This is a genomic window from Pontibacter sp. LHS2 (assembly GCF_058932845.1).
The window spans coordinates 947,701-966,703 of sequence record NZ_JBZYWG010000001.1 but is presented as its reverse complement, the minus strand read 5'-3'; the positions used below and the strand labels follow the sequence as shown (position 1 = coordinate 966,703).

The following is a 19,003-nucleotide window of genomic DNA, read 5'->3' as shown; positions in this document are numbered from 1 at the left end:
TTTATGGAGAACGTTTCTCTTATAACTTATACAATCCAAAATAACTGTAATAAGTTTTGAGGAAGCAGACTAATCAAACGAATTCATCGTCGTCTTTAGTCTCCTGTCCATATTACAAAGTAAGCAAGGTTAAGCATTCAAACCTTCCTGCAGTAACTGATTGGCTACTTTCGGATCGGCTTTGCCTTTTGTTTTCTTCATGATCTCACCCATGAACATACCTACCAGTGATTTTTTACCCGCTTTGTACTCTTCCACTTTCTGCGGATTAGCAGCCAGAACTTCAGCAACTATCGCTTTGAGTGAGTCAGAGTCTGATTCCTGCAGCAGGTTTTGCTCTTCAGCTACCTGGTGTGCAGGTATACCTGGGTTCTCCAGCATGTAAGGGAAAATTTTCTTAGCAGCTACTGAGTGGCTTACTTTGTTCTCGTCCACCAGCGCAATGATCTCCGCGATGGCGTGCGGCTGCAATGGGAAGTCTTTAATATGGAGCTGCAGCTCGTTCAGGTATGACTTCACCGGACCAGTAACCCAGTTGGCGGCGCCTTTGTAATTTTGGGTATACTTGCAAAGTTCGTCATAGTACAGGGCGATTTCTTTCGAATCGGTCAATACACCGGCATCGTAATCAGACAAGCCAAATTCCTCTGTGAAGCGCTTGTAGAGCTCCTGCGGCAGACTCGGCATTGTTTCTTTGATGCGCTCCAGCCACTCCTGCTCTATCACCAATGCTGGCAGGTCTGGCTCTGGGAAGTAACGGTAATCGTTCAGCGTTTCCTTTGAGCGCATGGCCGTGGTAGTACCAGTGTTTGCGTCAAAGTTGCGGGTTTCCGAATCGATCTTTCCGCCGTTTTCAATTACCATGATCTGGCGCTCAATTTCGTGCTCGATGGCCCGCTGCACGTTGCGGAACGAGTTCATGTTCTTCACCTCTACTTTGGTACCCCATAGCGGAGAATCTTTCAGCATCACCGAAATATTGGCATCGCAGCGCAGCGAGCCCTCTTCCATGTTACCGTCACAAATCTCCAGGTAACGCACCAGGCGGCGAATCTCCGTCAGGTAGTTATAAGCCTCCTCTGAATCACGGATATCGGGCTCTGATACAATCTCGATCAGGGGCACACCGGCACGGTTCAGGTCAATCAGGGTCTCCGTCTCACCGGCTAAGTGCATCGATTTACCAGCATCCTCCTCCATGTGAATCCGCGTGATGCCAATGCGCTTGTCATTGCCTTCAGCGTCTTTCACGTCCAGGTAGCCAGCCGTACAAATAGGTGTCTTGTCCTGGGTGATCTGATAGCCTTTTGGAAGATCGGGATAGAAATAGTTTTTGCGGGCGTAAATGTTGTAGCGTCTGATCTCGCAGTTCGTCGCCAGTCCCATCTTCACGGCCATCTCTACCACGGACTTATTGATACGTGGCAGCGTACCCGGGTGACCCAGAGTAATGACGCTTAGGTTCGTGTTTGGCAGCACGCCATACTCGGTGGAGTCAGACGAGTAGGCCTTACTCTCCGTCAGTAGCTGGGCGTGTACTTCCAGACCGATGATCGCCTGGTATTTGTCTCTTATTGCTTTATCCATTTTACAAGTATAAATACCGGAAGTCCTCTTGATTTTGTATCAAAGAAGGCTTCCGACATTCTATATTAAGCATTAATCAATGTTTTTACCAACTCTGCAGCCTTGCCAGGTATAGCTTGCAAACCAGATGCGTCCTTACCACCAGCCGTGGCATAAAATGGCTGTCCGCCGCCGCCGCCTTTGATCTCTTTCGCAAGTTCGCGCACCATCTGGCTGGCGTTCAGTTTGCGGTCCGACACCAGGTTATCCGACAACATTACGGCAATCTGTGGTTTACCGTCGATTTCAGCGGCAAGTACCAGCACCAGATTGTCGAGTGCCTGTCGCATGTCGAAAGCCAGTTTCTTTAGGTAATCAGCTGTGCTAACATCTACTTTCTCGGCCACAAAGTTCACACCGTCGATGGATTGGGCTTTTTGCACCAGACTTTCTTTCAGGCTGGTGAGTTGCTTCAATTCGAACTGCTCCAATTGCTTCTGTAGCGCTTTATTGTCTTCCTGCAACTTCTGCACGGCACCTGATACGTTGCTTTGTGAGCCAAGTACTTCGCGCACGGCATTCAGTTCGTTCAGTTGCTGTTGCATGTATTCTTCTGCAGAGCCGGCTGTCGTTGCTTCAATACGACGCACACCAGCGGCTACGGAACTTTCAGATAGGATTTTGAAATAACCAATCTCGCCTGTATTATGCACGTGAATACCACCGCAAAGCTCCACCGAGTGATCACGGTCGAAGGCAATCACACGAACAAACTCGCCGTACTTTTCACCGAACAGTGCCATAGCACCCATTTCTTTTGCCTCGGCGATCGGGATGTTGCGTTGCTCTTCCAAAGGTATAGCCTGGCGCACACGTTGGTTCACGATGGTCTCTACTTCACGCAACTCTTCGTCCGTTACTTTAGAGAAGTGTGAAAAGTCGAAACGCAATACTTTATCGTTTACCAAAGAGCCTTTTTGCTGCACGTGGTCCCCTAAAACTTTACGTAAAGCAGCATGCAGTAAGTGCGTAGCTGAGTGGTTCTTACGAATCAGGTTGCGGCGCTCAAAATCCACTTCACTTCTAAACTTCGCCTCTACTTTGTTAGGCAACTTGGACGTGATATGCAGAATCAGGTCGTTCTCTTTCTTAGTGTCCAGCACCTCGATTTGCTCCGAATCCGAAATCAGGTAACCCGTATCACCTACCTGTCCACCGCTCTCGGCATAGAAAGGCGTTCGGTCCAGCACGATGTGGTACTCGCTCTTGTTCTTGGTCTTCACCTGACGGTAGCGCACAATATGCGAATCCGCTACGTCATGCTCGTAACCAAGGAATTCCGTCTCCACGTCTGGCTGAATGATCACCCAGTCGCTCTGCTCTGAAGCCGATGCATTGCGGGAACGGTTTTTCTGTTGCTCCATCTCCACACCAAAACCAGCCTCGTCTACTTTCAGGCCTTTTTCACGGGCAATCAGGGCGGTCAGGTCCAGAGGGAAACCGAAGGTGTCGTATAGTTCGAAGGCTGTTTTGCCATCGATGGTGTTGTTGTTCTCTTTAAATTTGGCTTCCAGCGCATCCAGACGCTTCAGTCCATTCTCCAGCGTGCGCAGGAAAGCATTCTCTTCCTCCTCAATCACACGCTGCACAAAGCTCAGCTGTGCTTTCAACTCTGGGAATACCGTTTCCATCTGGTCGGCCAGTACGGCTGCCAGTTTGTATAGGAATGGCTTTTTGAAATCAAGGAAGGTGAAGCTATACCTTACCGCACGACGCAGGATACGACGAATCACATAACCCGCCTTGTTGTTCGACGGCAACTGACCGTCGGCAATGGTAAAGGCAATGGCACGGATGTGATCAGCCATCACGCGAATGGCAATGTCTACTTTCTCGTTTTCGCCATACGTCACGCCGGCTTCTTTAGCGATAAACTGAATCAGCGGCTGGAACACATCAGTGTCGTAGTTGGAGCGTTTGCCCTGGATGGCCATGCACAAACGCTCAAAGCCCATACCTGTATCCACGTGCTGTGCAGGTAGTTTTACCAGCGAGCCGTCTGCTAGTCGGTTGAACTCCATGAATACGTTGTTCCAGATTTCGACAACCTGAGGGTGATCATTGTTCACCAGGCTTTTGCCGTCTACCTGCGCACGTTCTTCATCGGTACGCAAGTCCACGTGTATCTCCGAGCACGGACCGCAGGGACCGGTATCACCCATCTCCCAAAAGTTGTCCTTCTTGTTGCCCATCAGAATGCGGTCTTCTGCAATCATAGATTTCCAGATGTCATAGGCCTCCTGGTCCATTGGCAGGTTCTCCGAATCATCACCCTGGAACACGGACACATACAGCCTGTCTTTTGGCAACTGGTATACCTCTGTCAACAACTCCCATGACCAGGCAAGCGCTTCTTTCTTGAAGTAGTCGCCAAATGACCAGTTACCCAGCATCTCGAACATGGTGTGGTGGTAGGTGTCATAGCCTACTTCCTCCAGGTCGTTGTGCTTGCCCGATACGCGCAGACATTTCTGGGTGTCGGCGATGCGCTTGGACGGGGCTGGTTTGTTGCCCAGGAAGTAATCCTTGAAGGGCGCCATGCCTGAGTTAATAAACATCAGGGTGGGGTCATCTTTTACCACAAGGGGGGCTGACGGCACAATCTGGTGCTGCCGTTGAGCAAAGAAGTCAAGAAACTTTTGTCTAATCTCAGCTGAGTTCATCTATGATTATTAAGCCTTTAGATACAATGTGCTATACTTGTTGTTTAATAACAAAAAATATAGAATTTTTGCCTTACAGAAACAGCCTTTTCAGGCCATGCTATACTTGTCGCAATATGGGCAAAAGTAGCATATTTTAGCCGTATTTCAGCAGGCTATACCTGAAAATTAGTGCTGTGACTGCTATACCTTGAAACTGACACTATGCCTTATAAAGAAAGAGAAATCGAAAAACAGTATTACACCATCGGTGAAGTAGCTGCTATTTTTGACGTTGCCCCTTCGCTTATTCGCTTCTGGGAGACCGAGTTTGACCAGCTCAAGCCTAAGAAAAGCAAGAAAGGCAACCGTCAGTATACCCCAAAGGACATCGAAGACCTGCGTTCGGTTTACCATTTGGTAAAAGAGCGTGGCTTTACCATACAAGGCGCCAAGGAAGTGTTGAAGAACAAATCGGTGCAGACGAAGGACAAGATCGAGATCATCAATTCACTTGAAAAGGTGCGTTCTTTCTTAGTAGGAATCAAGGAACAGCTGAACACCAAAAGCTAAGCCTGCGTACCTTGGTGCATGTCACAGGAAGCCCAATTTGAAGTAGCCCTTTCTTTTTTGCCTTACGTCGGTGATCAGTTGACGAAGGTGCTGGTGAGCTATTGTGGCTCCGCTAAAGCCGTATTTGATGCACCTGTCGCTAAATTGATGAAGGTGCCAGGTATAGGGGAACGTGTTGCTAAAAGCGTACGTGACAATGGACGACAGGCTTTGGTAGAGGCAGAAGACGTGCTCAAAAAGGCGGCTGATAAGAACGTGGAGCTCCTGTTCTATACCTCGCCAAAGTACCCGAACCGGCTTAAACAGTTTGCAGATGCGCCGCCCCTTCTCTATTTCAGAGGCAACTCAGACTTAAATCATCGCCGCATTATCAGCATAGTAGGCACCCGAAAACCAACCAGTTATGGTCAGGCTGTCACCGAGCGGATTGTCGAAGAACTCAAGCCTTACAATGTGATGGTCGTGAGTGGGCTGGCCTATGGTATCGACATTGCCGCACATAGAGCCGCTCTGCAGGCTGGTTTACCAACTGTAGGCGTGATGGCCTCCGGACCCGATACCATCTACCCGGGTGTGCACAAAAAGTACGCCGAGAAAATGCTTGAGCAAGGCGGTGTGATCACAGAGAACACCTTTGGCACCAAACCCGACGCGCCCCGTTTCCCTGCCCGCAATCGCATTATCGCTGGCATGTCGGATTGCACCATTGTGATAGAAGCAGCCTTTAAAAGCGGCACCTTGATTACCGCCGATATTGCCCACAGTTACGATAAGGAAGTAATGGCCGTTCCGGGGAATATTAACTCTCCGATGTCCGAAGGCACGAACTGGCTGATCAAGTCCCATAAAGCTGCCGTATTGACATCTACGCAAGATTTGATTGAGTTGCTCAATTGGGACGTAGAAGACAAACTGGCCTCCAAAAGAGCCGCTGCTATACCTGCCCTCGACCCGGCTGATTTCACGCCCGAGGAGATGCAGGTACTGCAAGTGCTGATCCAGTCGGGTGAAGAACAAATGGACAACCTAGGCTGGAAGTCACATGTCCCCGTTAGTCAACTGGCTTCTGTGCTTTTATCACTTGAATTTAAAGGGATGGTTAAAGCGATGCCGGGGAAGCGATTTGCGCTGATACGGTGAGGGGTTAAAAATTAATCTAGCATATATTTATATGTCATTGCCAGTTTTGTGAGCCTTTGCAATTCGCTAACAAGATCTTTACAAGATGACAAGAAGGCTTAACTTTCAACTTAACTTATTAAATTGCTTCTCTACAACAACCACTTCCTCCCTCAGCAAGATCTGAAGTTGCCTATCACGAACCGGGCCTTTCAATACAATGACGGTTTTTTCGAAACGGTCATGGTGGTAAGTGGTAAACTGTGCTTCTGGCCAGATCATCAGTCCCGAATGAGAGAAGCTGCTGAAGCTTTGCAACTGACTATACCTGCTTACTTCTGGGATGGAGAATTAGAGGAAAATCTTTTACTTCTAGCTAAACAACGCAATGCAATGGAGTTCGGCCGGCTTAAAATAAAGGTTTGGCGAGCTGGCGAAGGACTGTATACTCCTCAGTTGAATGAAGTAGAATGGGTGGCGACTGTTGTGCCGGCTGATATTACACCTGAAGCAGGTTTAAAAGTCGGGATATGCCAGACTGTGCGAACTATTTTCTCACCTCTCTCCCATTTCAAAGGACCTCAAGCGCCGGTTTATGTGCTGGCAGGTATAGAAAAGCAGTCCAAAGGGTTTGATGATATGATAGTACTGGATACGGAAGGATATGTGGCAGAATTAATTTCTTCTAATCTGTTCTGGCTGAAAGCCGGAGTGCTTCACACCCCTGCTTTAGAGACAGGCTGTGTGAATGGAATATTACGCCGCTCTATCATGCGCTGGTGCCAGCAGCAGGGTATAGCCATACAGGAAACCCTGGCAAAGCCGGAAGAGTTGGTTGCAGCAGATTGTGTGTTTGCGACCAATGTGACAGGTGTTAGAAGTATAGTATGGCTGAAAGAAAATCAGTTGCATACCAATTCTGAATGGGTGCAAAATTTAAAGACGAACTTACAGGTATAAGCTGAAAGCGAACAGCTAGAAAAGACTGCCCGAATCAGAGGGCAGTCTTTTATGTTATCAATTCACTTTTAGAGCTTATATATTGAGATTCAAGCCTAAAGAGAACGTGCGGAGCTGTGGGTACAGGCTTCTGTCGATGCCATTGGCCACTGCATGATCCTGGCCACTATACCTCGTTAGCACGAAAGCATTTTGTGCCGTGGAGTTCACTTTCAAGTCGACTCTATTGCCAATGATTTTTCCGAAAATGTAAACCAGTTGCAGATATTCTAGGCGTATGAAAGAAGCGTCTTCCAGGAAATGGCTAGATTTTGCATGAGAACCACAGAAATGAGATTATCCATAACAATACTTCTGTGCATGAATGCACATCGGAACATCTGCAGTAATTTATAGTAAGTTTACATGTGCTGCTATTTGTATGATGGCAGTATCACGATTTTTCACAATACTTACATTACCATTAAGCATAATGAAAAATAGAATAGCAGTAGGTTTACTCGGTTTTGGAATGGCCGGCAGGGTCTTTCATGCTCCCTTTATATCAGCAGTATCTGGATTCCAACTATACAAAGTCAGAGCGAATCGCCCGGAAAGCATTGCATTGGTGAAGCAGTTATACCCTACTGCCGAAGTGGTCCATGATGATTCCGCCATTCTGCAGGACGAGCAAATAGACCTGGTCATCGTGGCAACCACCAACGACACGCACTACGAGCTGGCTAAGTCTGCTTTACAGGCCGGTAAGCATGTGGTAGTAGAGAAACCATTCACTGTTTCCTCAGAGCAAGCTACTGAACTGATCAACCTGGCTAACCAAAAAGGGAAACTGCTCACCGTCTATCAGAACCGTCGTTGGGACAGTGATTTTAAAACAGTAAAAAAATTAATAGATAGTGAGTTGCTGGGGCGGCTGGTGGAATACGAAGCTCATTTCGATCGCTTCCGGCCAATACCTGCATCAGAGACCTGGAAAGAAGAAGATCAGCCCGGTACAGGTATACTGTACGACCTGGGCTCCCATCTGATCGATCAGGCGTTGGTGCTATTCGGAACACCTAAGGAAGTCTATGCAGACCTGCGCACCCAACGAAGCGGTGGCCAGATCATCGATAGCTTTGACCTGACACTCTCTTATGCCAATGGAATGAAGGTGATATTGAAAGCAGGTATGCTGGTGAAACAGCCTAGTCCGCGCTTCATACTTTCTGGCGAAAGAGGATCTTTTGTAAAATATGGCTTGGACGTGCAGGAAGCTGCGCTCAAGCAAGGAGCTACACCAGCGTCTGCAACTGATTGGGGCATCGAACCCGAAAATATATGGGGCAAGCTGGACACAGAAGTGCAGGGACAACGACTCGTGGGTAAAATTCAGAGTGAGACTGGTGACTATCGTGGATTTTACGAGAATGTGCGGGACGCTGTATCAGGGAACGCTGCACTTGAGGTAAAACCGGAACAGGCACGGAATACGATCCGGTTAATCGAGTTGGCCATGCAAAGCAGCAGGGAAAAACGTACGCTCCCCTTCAGTCTTTAAAAATCTACCCCGAACAACTATGTCATAAATTGGAACCTTTACCACATTCTATAGTATATTTGTAGCTACAAACATTGCATACTACAACATGGAAAAATTAACAGGCAAAAGCGCCCTTATTACAGGCGCTGGTAAAGGTATAGGCCGTGCTATTGCTATTGCACTGGCCAAAGAAGGTGTAAATGTGGGATTGCTTGCACGTACAACCTCTCAGCTCGAAGAAGTAGCAGCTGAAGTAAAGGAACTGGGTGTTAAAGCTGCCGTCGCTACTGCTGACGTCACCGATATGGATTCAGTAAACGAGGCGGTTAAGCAAATAGGCGCAGCCTTAGGTCCTATCGATATCCTGATCAACAATGCAGGTACAGCCAAGTTTGGCAAGTTTCTGGAATTAGAGCCTGCTGACTGGGAAAATATTATCAAGGTCAACCTAATGGGTGTTTACTATGTTACGCGTGCCGTATTGCCCGAAATGATTGAACGCCAGACAGGTGACATCATCAATATTTCTTCGACGGCCGGTCAGCGTGGCGCACCGGTAACAAGCGCATACAGCGCCTCTAAGTTCGCCGTTATCGGCCTGTCAGAGTCATTGATGCAGGAGGTGCGCAAGCACAATATCCGTGTGAGTACGCTCACGCCTAGCACGGTGGCGACAGAACTAGCAATTGAATTAAAGTTGACCGATGGTAACCCTGAACGTGTGATGCAGCCTGAGGACTTTGCCGAACTGATCGTGGCGCAGCTAAAACTAAATCGCCGCGTGTTCATCAAAGAAGCCGGCATCTGGTCGACCAATCCCTAACAAAAAATGCCCGAAGCTTTCCTTCGGGCATTTTGCTTTACAGACTTGTGCGATAGCTTTTTATACCGCCACAGGTGCTTTTATACCTGGGTGTGATACGTAATTCTCCAGTTTAAAGTCTTCGAACTTAAAGTCAAAAATATCTTTCACATCCGGGTTCAGGCGCATGGTTGGCAATGCATGTGGCTCACGGGTAAGCTGCAACTGTGCCTGCTCCAGATGGTTTAGGTATAAGTGCGTGTCACCACCAGTCCAAATGAACTCTCCCGGCTCCAGGCCTGTCACCTGTGCCATCATCAACACTAGCAAGGCATAGGAGGCAATATTAAACGGCACACCCAAGAAGACATCAGCAGAACGTTGGTATAGCTGGCAGCTGAGTTTTCCATTTGCCACATAAAACTGGTAAAAGGCGTGGCATGGCGGCAGCTTCATGTTCTCAATTTCGGCCACGTTCCAGGCACTCACAATGATGCGGCGCGAGTCAGGGCTATTTTTGAGTTGATTTACCACTTGCGTGATCTGATCAATATGGCGGCCATCCGGCGTTGGCCAGCTTCGCCACTGTGAGCCGTATACCGGACCTAAATTTCCGTTCGCATCTGCCCATTCATCCCATATCGAAACCCCGTTCTCTTTGAGGTAGGCTATATTGGTATCCCCTTTCAGAAACCACAGCAGCTCATGGATGATAGACTTTAGATGCACCTTTTTTGTCGTAACCAAAGGAAAGCCCTCTGACAGGTCAAAACGCATCTGATAGCCAAATACACTCAACGTACCAGTGCCGGTGCGGTCTTCTTTTTTTACCCCGTTATCGAGGATATGCTGCATCAGGTTCAGGTACTGTTTCATGAGGTATAGTGTTTTTAGCAAGGTTCCGAACCCTAAATATAGGGTAAAAATTAACCTTCAAAAAACATGCTTTCGCTTTTTGGAAACATTTGCTTCAAACTGCTTGGGGTGTATTTTATGTAAAAATGATTTAGATACTTCACTATATTGCTTGATCATTCAACCCTAGTGGGTTGAAACTCGAATAACAAAGACCCACGGACATACTATAACTGAATGGAAATTCCTTTACTATCTGACGTCGTTATTATTCTAGGATTGTCCGTTGTGGTGATTTTGCTCTTTCAGCGTTTCAGGCTGCCTACCATTCTAGGTTTTCTGATGACGGGGGTTATTGCCGGGCCGCATGGGCTTAACCTGATCACAGATATCCACGATATTGAGATACTTGCTGAGATTGGCGTTATTCTGCTGCTCTTTATCATCGGCATGGAGTTTTCGCTGCGTAACCTGGCACTGATCAAACGCACTGTGCTGCTGGGTGGCGCCACGCAGGTGCTCGTCACCATATTACTGGTCGGCCTGGTGCTGATGATGTTCAATTTTTCTACGGCCGAAAGTTTCTTTGTCGGTTTCCTGTTCGCCCTGAGTAGTACAGCCATCGTGCTGAAACTGCTGCAAGACAAAGGAGAGATCAACAGCCCGCACGGTAAAGTGGTACTGGGTATTCTGATCTTTCAGGATATCGTGGTGGTGCCCATGATGCTGGTAGCCCCGCTTATGGCTGGTGGCGCGGACAATATCGTGGTGGAGTTGCTGCTGATGGTGCTGAAGGGGGCTTTTGTCATTGTCTTTGTTTTGATCAGTGCCCGCTACCTGGTTCCTAAACTGCTTTTCCTGGTAGCTCAGACTAAAAGCAAGGAGCTTTTTATTCTAAGCATTGTTGTTATCTGTTTTGCAGTAGCCTGGTTAACGCAGAGCCTTGGCCTTTCCTTGGCTCTAGGGGCTTTTATGGCCGGTTTGATCATATCTGAGTCAGAATACAGTCACCAGGCTACCAGCAACATTCTGCCATTCAGGGAGATCTTTACCAGCTTCTTCTTTGTGTCGATCGGTATGCTGCTGGATTTTAGTTTCATGCTACAGCACCTTCCACTTATACTGCTTTTGACTGTCTGCACTTTTATCTTAAAAGGGATAATAGCTGCCATGGCTGCCCGTATTTTGCAGTATCCCTTACGAACTTCTATACTGGTTGGCCTTTCCCTGTTTCAGGTAGGTGAGTTTGCCTTTATCCTCTCTAAAACGGGTATTAACAGTGGTTTGCTTTCAGAAGAGGTATACCAGTACTTTCTCTCTGTCTCACTCCTGACGATGGCGATCACTCCGTTCGTGATCGGTTCTTTTCATACGATTGCCAATAAACTGAGTGCGCGTTGGGTGCCTGTCAATAACCAGATACCCAACGCCCCTGCCAACGTGGATTCCCCGGACAATATGCACCTCTTAGAAGATCATATTGTCATTATTGGCTTTGGCATAAACGGGCGCAACGTGGCCAAAGCAGCCCGCCATGCCAGCATCCCCTATGTGATCGTGGAGCTGAATGCAGTGACAGTGAAAGAGGAAAGACTCCGTGGAGAACCCATCCTGTATGGTGATGCAGTGCATGGCGTTATCCTGTCCCACTTAAACATACACAAGGCACGTGTAGTGGTTATTGCTATTTCGGACCCCGAGGCGACCAAGCGTATTATCTCCAGTATCAGGGAAGTGAGTGATAAGGTGCATATTATTGTCAGAACGCGCTTCGTGCAGGAGATGGAAGAAAATTTCCGTTTGGGTGCCGATGAAGTTATACCAGAGGAGTTTGAGACTTCGATCGAGATTTTTACACGTGTGCTTTCCAAATACCTGATGCCTCGTGATGAAATTGCCAATTTTACTTCTAGTATCCGGGCCGATAACTACGATATGCTGCGTAGCATGACGGGCAGCAAATCCAATAGCGGCAATATCTCATCTGACCTGCCTGATATCGAGGTCGCTAGTCTGAGAGTTTATACCAAAGACGATTCACTGATAGGTAAAACGTTGCTGGATGCCGACGTGCGTAATCGTTTTGGGATCACGGTGGTAGGTATAAAGCGTGATGGCGAAACACTGTTTGAAATCAATGCCCACACCAAGCTTAAACGCGGTGATGTAGTCTATGTGGTCGGTAAGCCGGTAGACGTCATGCGCTTCAATAATTTTGTTCGGGCTGACTAGAGCTCTAAAAACAAAACCCCGCTTCAGCAGCGGGGTTTTGTTTTTATGGTTGTGCAGCGGCAGGCATTCGTTTTATGATTTCCAGGACCAGACCTTTTATTTTGCCATAACCAGCATCAAAGTTTTTAACTGCCCCTTCCGTCCATCCACGCCAAAGCAGCTGTTTTGATTTAGGATCAATTACATCTACAATCAGGGTTCCCTGCTTAAATAGATCAACAGCCCGATAGCCGGGTAGTTCGGCATTGCCATAGTTATACCTGTAGCCAGCCATATAAGCATAGCTATAACCAAATCCGGGTCCATACAGCTCTGGTTTGTCCATGGCATCGGGCACCGATACGCTGACATCATAGGCTACCAGCATATCAGGATTCACCGTTGTCTTGCTGTAGCCCTTGCGTTGCAGCTCTTCCTCTATGGCTTGCAGCATGTGCTCATGCAGGTTATTGTTAAAGCCTTGACCGTATGCCGGTTCTGCGGAAGGGGTGGGCTGGTACCAGGAATAGGTGCCCTTCTTGCTTAACACGCCTTCAGATGAACTTATACTGCTAGTGTTGTCAATGCCGGATGTGGCCACGCAAGAACTGAATGTAATGGCGCACAGAAAGAGGTATAGCGCTGCTGGCAGTTTAATTTTCATGCTTTTCATAGATGATGTGGGTGCGTAGTGGGCAAAGGATCAGAGCTTCTCTCCTTCCCTCCTTACGCATGCTTATTTTTAAGGGTGACATTTATCATAGCTTGCTCTCAAATTTATATATTCTTTTGCGAATAAATAAATAGGAAGGCCCGAATTAGCGGGTGTTTCAAACCGAGCATCTGACATACCGTAAGTTAAGCGAGACGCTCGATGCAGAACAATTAAAAATTGAACTCATGAATCAACCTCAATTGAAGTACACAACAGCTGAAGATGCACTTTCTGTCATAAAATCCGGTGATCGCGTGTTTGTGCATGGCAGCGCCGCCACGCCACAATACCTCCTTGGCAAACTGGCAGAACGTGCTGATGAACTCCGAAACGTGGAACTGGTAAGCATTTCAACTTTTGGAGATATGCCCTGCGCGGAGGAGCGTTGCAGTGATGCTTTCTACATAAACTCACTTTTTGTGTCTGCCAATGTGCGGGAGGCTGTCAATAGCGGTCGCGGTGATTATGTGCCGATTTTTCTGAGTGAGATACCTTACCTTTTCCATTCTGGTATCATGCCGCTGGATGTAGCCATTGTGCATGTTTCACCACCCGATAGCCATGGTTTCTGTTCGCTTGGTGTTTCCGTTGACATTGCCCGCCAGGCGGTAATCAGTGCGAAGCACGTTATTGCACAGGTAAACCCACAGATGCCCCGCACGCATGGCGATGCCCTGATCCATACCCGTCGCTTCGACGCGTTGGTGGAAGTAGATGAAGCCTTGCCAGAAGTGGATTATGGCCAGCGCATTACTAAAACGGAGGAAACCATTGGCCGCTATATTGCTGAAATGGTAGAGGACGGTGCTACCCTGCAAATGGGGATTGGCGGTATACCGGATGCCACACTCAAGAGCTTGACTAACCACAAAGGGCTAGGCATCCATACCGAGATGTTTTCTAACGGCATACTGCCGCTGGTAGAGCAAGGCGTGATCACGAATGAATTCAAGAAGAAGCACCCTGGAAGAATCGCCACAGGCTTTATCGTCGGCAACCGGAAGCTTTATGACTTTGTGGATGACAATCCGCTGATCACCATGCTGAGTTCTGACTATGTGAACGATGTGAGCATTATCCGCACCAATCCTAAAGTAACGGCCATCAACAGTGCGATTGAGATTGATCTGACAGGTCAGGTTGTTTCTGACTCCATCGGTACTTATCAGTTTTCAGGTATAGGCGGGCAGATGGACTTTATCAGAGGGGCTGCTTTATCCAAAGGGGGCAAACCGATCATCGCACTTCCGTCTGTCACCAACAAAGGCATCTCGCGGATCACGCCTTACATTAATCAAGGTGCAGGCGTTGTAACGACTCGTGCGCACGTGCACTATGTTGTAACAGAGTATGGCGTTGCCTATCTGTATGGCAAGAACCTGCGCCAGCGTGCCAAAGCTTTGATAGAGATCGCACATCCAGACCATCGCGGACGGCTGGAGGAAGAAGCACATAAGCGATTCAAAAACATGTAGGCAGGGTGCTAAACTTTAGTTATAAGTTTGCGTGTATGGGAAGGTTACTATACATGATCTATGGATATCTCAATCTCACCTTCCCGTATACCTGCTCCCCGTCCGGAATGGGTCGTACGATTTGCCCGAATTGGTCTGATCGCTAAAGGAGTTGTGTACTGCCTGGTCGGTGCACTTGCCTTTATGGCTGCTTTTGAACTTGGAGGTCAGACCGAACAGGGGGCCGGAAAGACCGGCGTATTCCAGTTTATATTGGAGCAGTCCTTCGGGAAAATATTGCTCGCGTTGGTCGTTGCAGGTATGCTGTGCTATACCTTGTGGCGTTTTATCCAGGCTATTCGCGATACCGAAGACAAAGGCACAGATGCCAAAGGTATAGGAAAGCGCATCGGCTACGCATTTAGTGGGGCTGTGTATGGCGCCCTTGCTTTTACGGCCGCGCAGCTAGTGTTGGGCAACGGGGGTGGCAATGGCGCCGACTCCCGGCAAACGCTGGCCCGTGAGCTCCTCTCACAGCCTTTCGGCCAATGGCTACTAGGTGCTGTAGCTATCGGTACCATGATCATGGGCATCTATCAGTTTTACAGAGCGTACTCCGGCAAATACATGAACAAAGTTCAGGCGGAGCAGCTGAAGCCCGAAGTCAGAACCTCACTTGTTCGGGCAGGTAAGCTTGGTTACATCGCCCGTGGTTTTGTGTGGCTGATCATCGGTTATTTATTGATGCGCGCTGCCATTAACTCCAACTCGCAGGAAGCTGGCAGTAGTTCGCAGGCCTTTCAATATCTGGAAGAGGCTTCCTATGGCTCGTACCTGTTGGGCATCTTAGCTTTAGGTCTGATCTGCTATGGCGTGTTCATGTTTGTGCGGGCCAAGTGTGAAGTGATAAGCACGAACGCATAAACAGGTTTATTTGGCAGCCTGCATAATACCATGCTCCTGAAGCGCTTTTTTCACGCAGTCCATCGCCTGTGTTTTGAGCACCAGCGTTGTCATCTTATAGTCATAGGTATGCACCCATATCAGAACACGTAGATTCATGGCTGTAGCGGTGAAGTCTTCTATCACTACAGCCGGTTTCTCTTCATGCAGCACCCCCTCCAGGTTCTCAACGTTTTGGATGATAATGTTCCTGACAGTCTCAAAGTCGTGGTGTAAACCTACATTGACTATGAACTCTATGCGGAGCAAGCCGTCCCTGGTGAAATTGGTAACTACTTCCTTCAGTAAGATGGAGTTCGGTATGTAAATATCCTTTCCATCAAAAGTTTTCATGAGGGTGCTACGCAGGTTCAGTACCATGATCTTGCCATGAAAGTCCCGCACTTTTACGGTGTCATCGATTCGGAATGGGCGGTTAAATGCGAGTATGATACCGGCCAGGAAATTTTCGGCTATGTCTTTCAGCGCAAAGCCCACTACAAAAGCCGACAATCCGGCACCTGCCAACAGGCCACTGGCTATACCTGTCAGGCCAATCAATTGCAGCATGATCATCAGTCCAATCAGGATTAAGCCATACCGCACTATGTTTGACACAAAATTAACGAGTAAAGGATCGTCTACCCTCCTACCCAGCCTATTCTGAACCAGGATGCTCAGCTTGCCTGCCACAAATATGAAGATAAGCAGGAGAACAAGTGAAATCAGGAGCTCCGGCAATATCATCACGAAGCTATTATATAGGTTAGATAATGAATCCTGGAGGCTTAGAGTAAGCTGTCTGGTGTCTTCCGTAAAGGTTGATTCCTGCATAGGTTTGTTCGCTTTAAATGAACCATACTGCTAACAAGCATCAAAAGTTAAGCTGACAGGCCTGAGTCCGCATTACCAGAATCGGTAAAGTACTGAACCGAGGCGAATTATAACATTATATTGAAATGTTAATTAACCGCTGCAGTTAAACCAAATTTGATATGGAAACTGTTAACAGGATATAACTTTTCAGTTATATTTGACCAACAATTGCTATTTTTTCTACTACCTGATGACAAACGGTTCTTTTAAAATATTCATACTGGACGATGACGTATGGTACAGCGAGCTGCTGGAATATCACCTGTCGTTGAATCCGGACTATGAAATTCGGAAATTTCACTCAGCTAATGACTGCCTTTCCAGCATGCATTTGCGTCCCAATGTGGTGACGCTTGACTACTCGCTGCCTGACAAAAATGGGTCTGAAGTACTGAAGCGGATAAAAGAACAGAATCCTGATGTGCAGGTTGTTGTTATCTCTGGCCAGGAAGATGTGGCGACTGCCGTAGACCTGCTGAAGTTAGGGGCCTATGATTATATTGTAAAAGACGAAGACACACCGGAGCGCCTCTGGAACACAATCAATAAGATACGCGAAAACGTTTCGCTCCGGGAAGAGATCGATCATCTGAAAGAAGAGATCGGACAGAAATACGATTTCAGTAAAGTGATCATCGGCAACAGCGATGCGATCAAAAAGGTGTTCAACCTGATGGACAAAGCTTCCAAAACCAATATCACGGTGTCGGTGCATGGCGAAACGGGTACTGGTAAGGAGCTTGTTGCTAAGGCAATTCACTATAATAGTACTCGCAAAAAGACACCCTATGTAGCCGTGAATGTGGCCGCTATCCCCCGTGAGCTTATCGAAAGTGAGCTATTTGGCCATGAAAAAGGCGCCTTTACCGGAGCCGTATCACGTCGACTGGGCAAGTTTGAGGAAGCTAACAAGGGTACGATCTTTTTGGACGAGATTGGTGAGCTGGACATCAGTCTGCAGGCGAAGTTATTGCGGGTACTTCAGGAGAAAGAAATCTCCCGTGTAGGAGGCAATGCAGTGGTGCCGGTGGATGTGCGCATCATAGTGGCCACTCACAAAAATCTGGCTGAAGAAGTGAAGAAGGGTCGCTTCAGAGAAGACTTGTATTACCGCCTGCTGGGGCTACCCATTCAATTGCCGCCCTTACGTGAGAGAGGGAGTGACATTTTGATCCTGGCTAAATTTTTCATCGATGCGTTCGTCAAAGAAAATGGATTGGGGCGTAAGAATTTGTCGCTTGAAGCGCAGCAGAAACTACTCTCCTATGCTTTCCCGGGTAACGTGCGTGAGTTGAAGGCGCTTGTAGAACTGGCGGTAGTATTAGCTGACGAAGACACTATTCAGGAACAGGATATAAACTTCTCAGCAAGCCACACCGAAAAGGATTTCCTGGCAGAAGAGCGTAGCCTGAAAGAGTACACTACCGCTATTATTCAGCGTTTCCTGGACAGGTATGACTATAATGTACTGCTAGTGGCCGATAAGCTGGATATTGGAAAGTCGACGATCTACCGTATGATCCAAAGTCATGAACTGACAGTGAAATAAGGTGTAGCCCTATCGGAACAAATAACAAATAACGTGTTCCGATAGGTTAGCATGCCTTAGGTGGTAGGCAGTGTTATCGTGAAAACAGAGCCTTTGTCAAGTTTGCTTTCTACCCTGATCTGACCTCCCATCAGTCTTACCTGCTGCTTCACAATATACAGTCCCAGGCCGTTTCCTTCCGCCGCCTTTGGTGCAAAGCGACGGTGCATCTGAAACAGTTCCTTGCCAATACTGGTAAGGTCCATACCGATGCCATTGTCCTCTACATGTATCGTTATGAGTTCGTCATGCAAATGGGCACTTACCTTTATAAGTGTAGGCCGATTTTGACTGCGGTACTTCAGTGCGTTGGAGATAAGGTTGCGGAGAATACTATTGAAATAAGCCTTGATCGTATTTATCTTAATATCATCGGCTACTTCAAGCTCCACGGTTGCACCTGTCTGTTTGATTTCATCCTGAAAGAAGTTCACAATCCGCTTTAGCGTCTTGTTCACATCTACTTCTTCTTTAATCTCCTTTCCGGTCGACTGTAAGGCAATCAATTCATTCAGATCCCGCAGCATCACATCAATGGACTCTACTGTGTGCAACAGGTAGCGCTTCACCTCATTTTCTTTAGGCTCGGGCAGATTGCCCTGCATCAACCTTGCAAAGCCAAGTGCATTAGCAACAGGCTTGCGCATGTCATGGGCAAGAATTTTACGAAATATCTCCAGTTCGTCGTTATGTACTTTCAACAGCTCTGTGTATTTTTCGAGCTCGATCTCTTTTTCTTTCTTGTCGGTAATGTCTTTGGCTATACCAAATATAGCCAGGATGCGAGTGTCGCTTTTGAGCGGGAAATTGGTGACGTCCAGGTATTTGATCCCAGCGTCGGTATTGATGGAAGTTTCGTAGCGCTGCGGATTATCCTGCATGGATTCCAGGAAACGTTCATTGGTAAAGGCTTTCATGCTCTCTTCAATCAGCGGTTCGAAGCTGTGACCGATCAGGGCCTCCCGTGGTTGTCCTGTAATCCGACAAACCTCTTCATTTACCATTATAAAATTCCCCTCCAGATCCAACAAATAAATGGCATCCGGATGGTTGTGAAACAGCGCCTGGTTAAGTTTTTCGAACTGATTCAGTTCTAGTTCTTTATTTATATCCATCTG

General features: G+C 47.5%; 15 protein-coding genes. 9 read left to right on the top strand and 6 right to left on the bottom strand.

Annotated features, from left to right (window positions below; all coding sequences use genetic code 11):
* Positions 1-129 precede the first annotated feature (129 nt).
* Positions 130-1,587, bottom strand: coding sequence for an Asp-tRNA(Asn)/Glu-tRNA(Gln) amidotransferase subunit GatB (gene gatB, locus AC5FX6_RS04190; protein WP_493595770.1), 1,458 nt, complete (start codon positions 1,585-1,587; stop codon positions 130-132).
* A 65-nt stretch (positions 1,588-1,652) separates the two neighbouring features.
* Entirely contained in the window at positions 1,653-4,289 is a 2,637-nt protein-coding gene (alaS, locus tag AC5FX6_RS04185) for an alanine--tRNA ligase (RefSeq protein ID WP_493595769.1), read from the bottom strand.
* A 204-nt stretch (positions 4,290-4,493) separates the two neighbouring features.
* On the opposite strand from alaS, the gene AC5FX6_RS04180 reads away from it, so the two are divergent.
* The 5 genes from AC5FX6_RS04180 (at position 4,494) to AC5FX6_RS04160 (ending at position 9,265) form a co-directional block, all read left to right on the top strand.
* Positions 4,494-4,841 (top strand): MerR family transcriptional regulator, encoded by a 348-nt coding sequence (locus AC5FX6_RS04180; RefSeq protein WP_493595768.1) that lies wholly within the window; start codon positions 4,494-4,496, stop codon positions 4,839-4,841.
* 18 nt (positions 4,842-4,859) lie between these two features.
* Positions 4,860-5,981, top strand: a complete 1,122-nt coding sequence (gene dprA / locus AC5FX6_RS04175; protein WP_493595767.1) for a DNA-processing protein DprA — start codon at positions 4,860-4,862, stop codon at positions 5,979-5,981.
* Between the two features lie 123 nt (positions 5,982-6,104).
* The gene (locus AC5FX6_RS04170) at positions 6,105-6,920 is read left to right on the top strand and encodes an aminotransferase class IV (RefSeq protein WP_493595766.1); all 816 of its coding nucleotides are present in this window, start codon (positions 6,105-6,107) and stop codon (positions 6,918-6,920) included.
* 472 nt (positions 6,921-7,392) lie between these two features.
* Positions 7,393-8,460, top strand: a complete 1,068-nt coding sequence (locus AC5FX6_RS04165; RefSeq protein ID WP_493595765.1) for an oxidoreductase — start codon at positions 7,393-7,395, stop codon at positions 8,458-8,460.
* 88 nt (positions 8,461-8,548) lie between these two features.
* Complete coding sequence (locus tag AC5FX6_RS04160) at positions 8,549-9,265, top strand: 3-ketoacyl-ACP reductase (RefSeq protein WP_493595764.1); 717 nt, start codon at positions 8,549-8,551, stop codon at positions 9,263-9,265.
* Positions 9,266-9,325: 60 nt separating this feature from the next.
* Here the strand turns inward: AC5FX6_RS04160 and AC5FX6_RS04155 are convergent, their stop codons facing one another.
* The gene (locus AC5FX6_RS04155; protein WP_493595763.1) at positions 9,326-10,120 is read right to left on the bottom strand and encodes a thymidylate synthase; all 795 of its coding nucleotides are present in this window, start codon (positions 10,118-10,120) and stop codon (positions 9,326-9,328) included.
* 216 nt (positions 10,121-10,336) lie between these two features.
* Here AC5FX6_RS04155 and AC5FX6_RS04150 point away from each other — a divergent pair, with 216 nt between their 5' ends.
* Positions 10,337-12,331, top strand: coding sequence for a monovalent cation:proton antiporter family protein (locus AC5FX6_RS04150; protein ID WP_493595762.1), 1,995 nt, complete (start codon positions 10,337-10,339; stop codon positions 12,329-12,331).
* Between the two features lie 43 nt (positions 12,332-12,374).
* On the opposite strand, the gene AC5FX6_RS04145 is transcribed toward AC5FX6_RS04150, so the two are convergent.
* Positions 12,375-12,974 (bottom strand): DUF4136 domain-containing protein, encoded by a 600-nt coding sequence (locus AC5FX6_RS04145; RefSeq protein WP_493595761.1) that lies wholly within the window; start codon positions 12,972-12,974, stop codon positions 12,375-12,377.
* A gap of 236 nt (positions 12,975-13,210) precedes the next feature.
* On the opposite strand from AC5FX6_RS04145, the gene AC5FX6_RS04140 reads away from it, so the two are divergent.
* Positions 13,211-14,500: an acetyl-CoA hydrolase/transferase family protein gene (locus AC5FX6_RS04140; RefSeq protein ID WP_493595760.1), complete on the top strand. Its 1,290-nt coding sequence runs from the start codon at positions 13,211-13,213 to the stop codon at positions 14,498-14,500.
* A gap of 60 nt (positions 14,501-14,560) precedes the next feature.
* Positions 14,561-15,403, top strand: a complete 843-nt coding sequence (locus AC5FX6_RS04135) for a DUF1206 domain-containing protein (protein ID WP_493595759.1) — start codon at positions 14,561-14,563, stop codon at positions 15,401-15,403.
* A 6-nt stretch (positions 15,404-15,409) separates the two neighbouring features.
* On the opposite strand, the gene AC5FX6_RS04130 is transcribed toward AC5FX6_RS04135, so the two are convergent.
* Positions 15,410-16,255 carry a mechanosensitive ion channel family protein gene (locus tag AC5FX6_RS04130; protein WP_493595758.1) on the bottom strand — a complete coding sequence of 282 codons (846 nt, stop codon included), beginning with the start codon at positions 16,253-16,255 and terminating at the stop codon, positions 15,410-15,412.
* Positions 16,256-16,487: 232 nt separating this feature from the next.
* On the opposite strand from AC5FX6_RS04130, the gene AC5FX6_RS04125 reads away from it, so the two are divergent.
* Entirely contained in the window at positions 16,488-17,846 is a 1,359-nt protein-coding gene (locus AC5FX6_RS04125; RefSeq protein ID WP_493596639.1) for a sigma-54-dependent transcriptional regulator, read from the top strand.
* A 56-nt stretch (positions 17,847-17,902) separates the two neighbouring features.
* Here the strand turns inward: AC5FX6_RS04125 and AC5FX6_RS04120 are convergent, their stop codons facing one another.
* On the bottom strand, positions 17,903-19,000 hold the full coding sequence (locus AC5FX6_RS04120; RefSeq protein ID WP_493595757.1) for a sensor histidine kinase: 1,098 nt from the start codon (positions 18,998-19,000) through the stop codon (positions 17,903-17,905).
* Positions 19,001-19,003 lie beyond the last annotated feature (3 nt).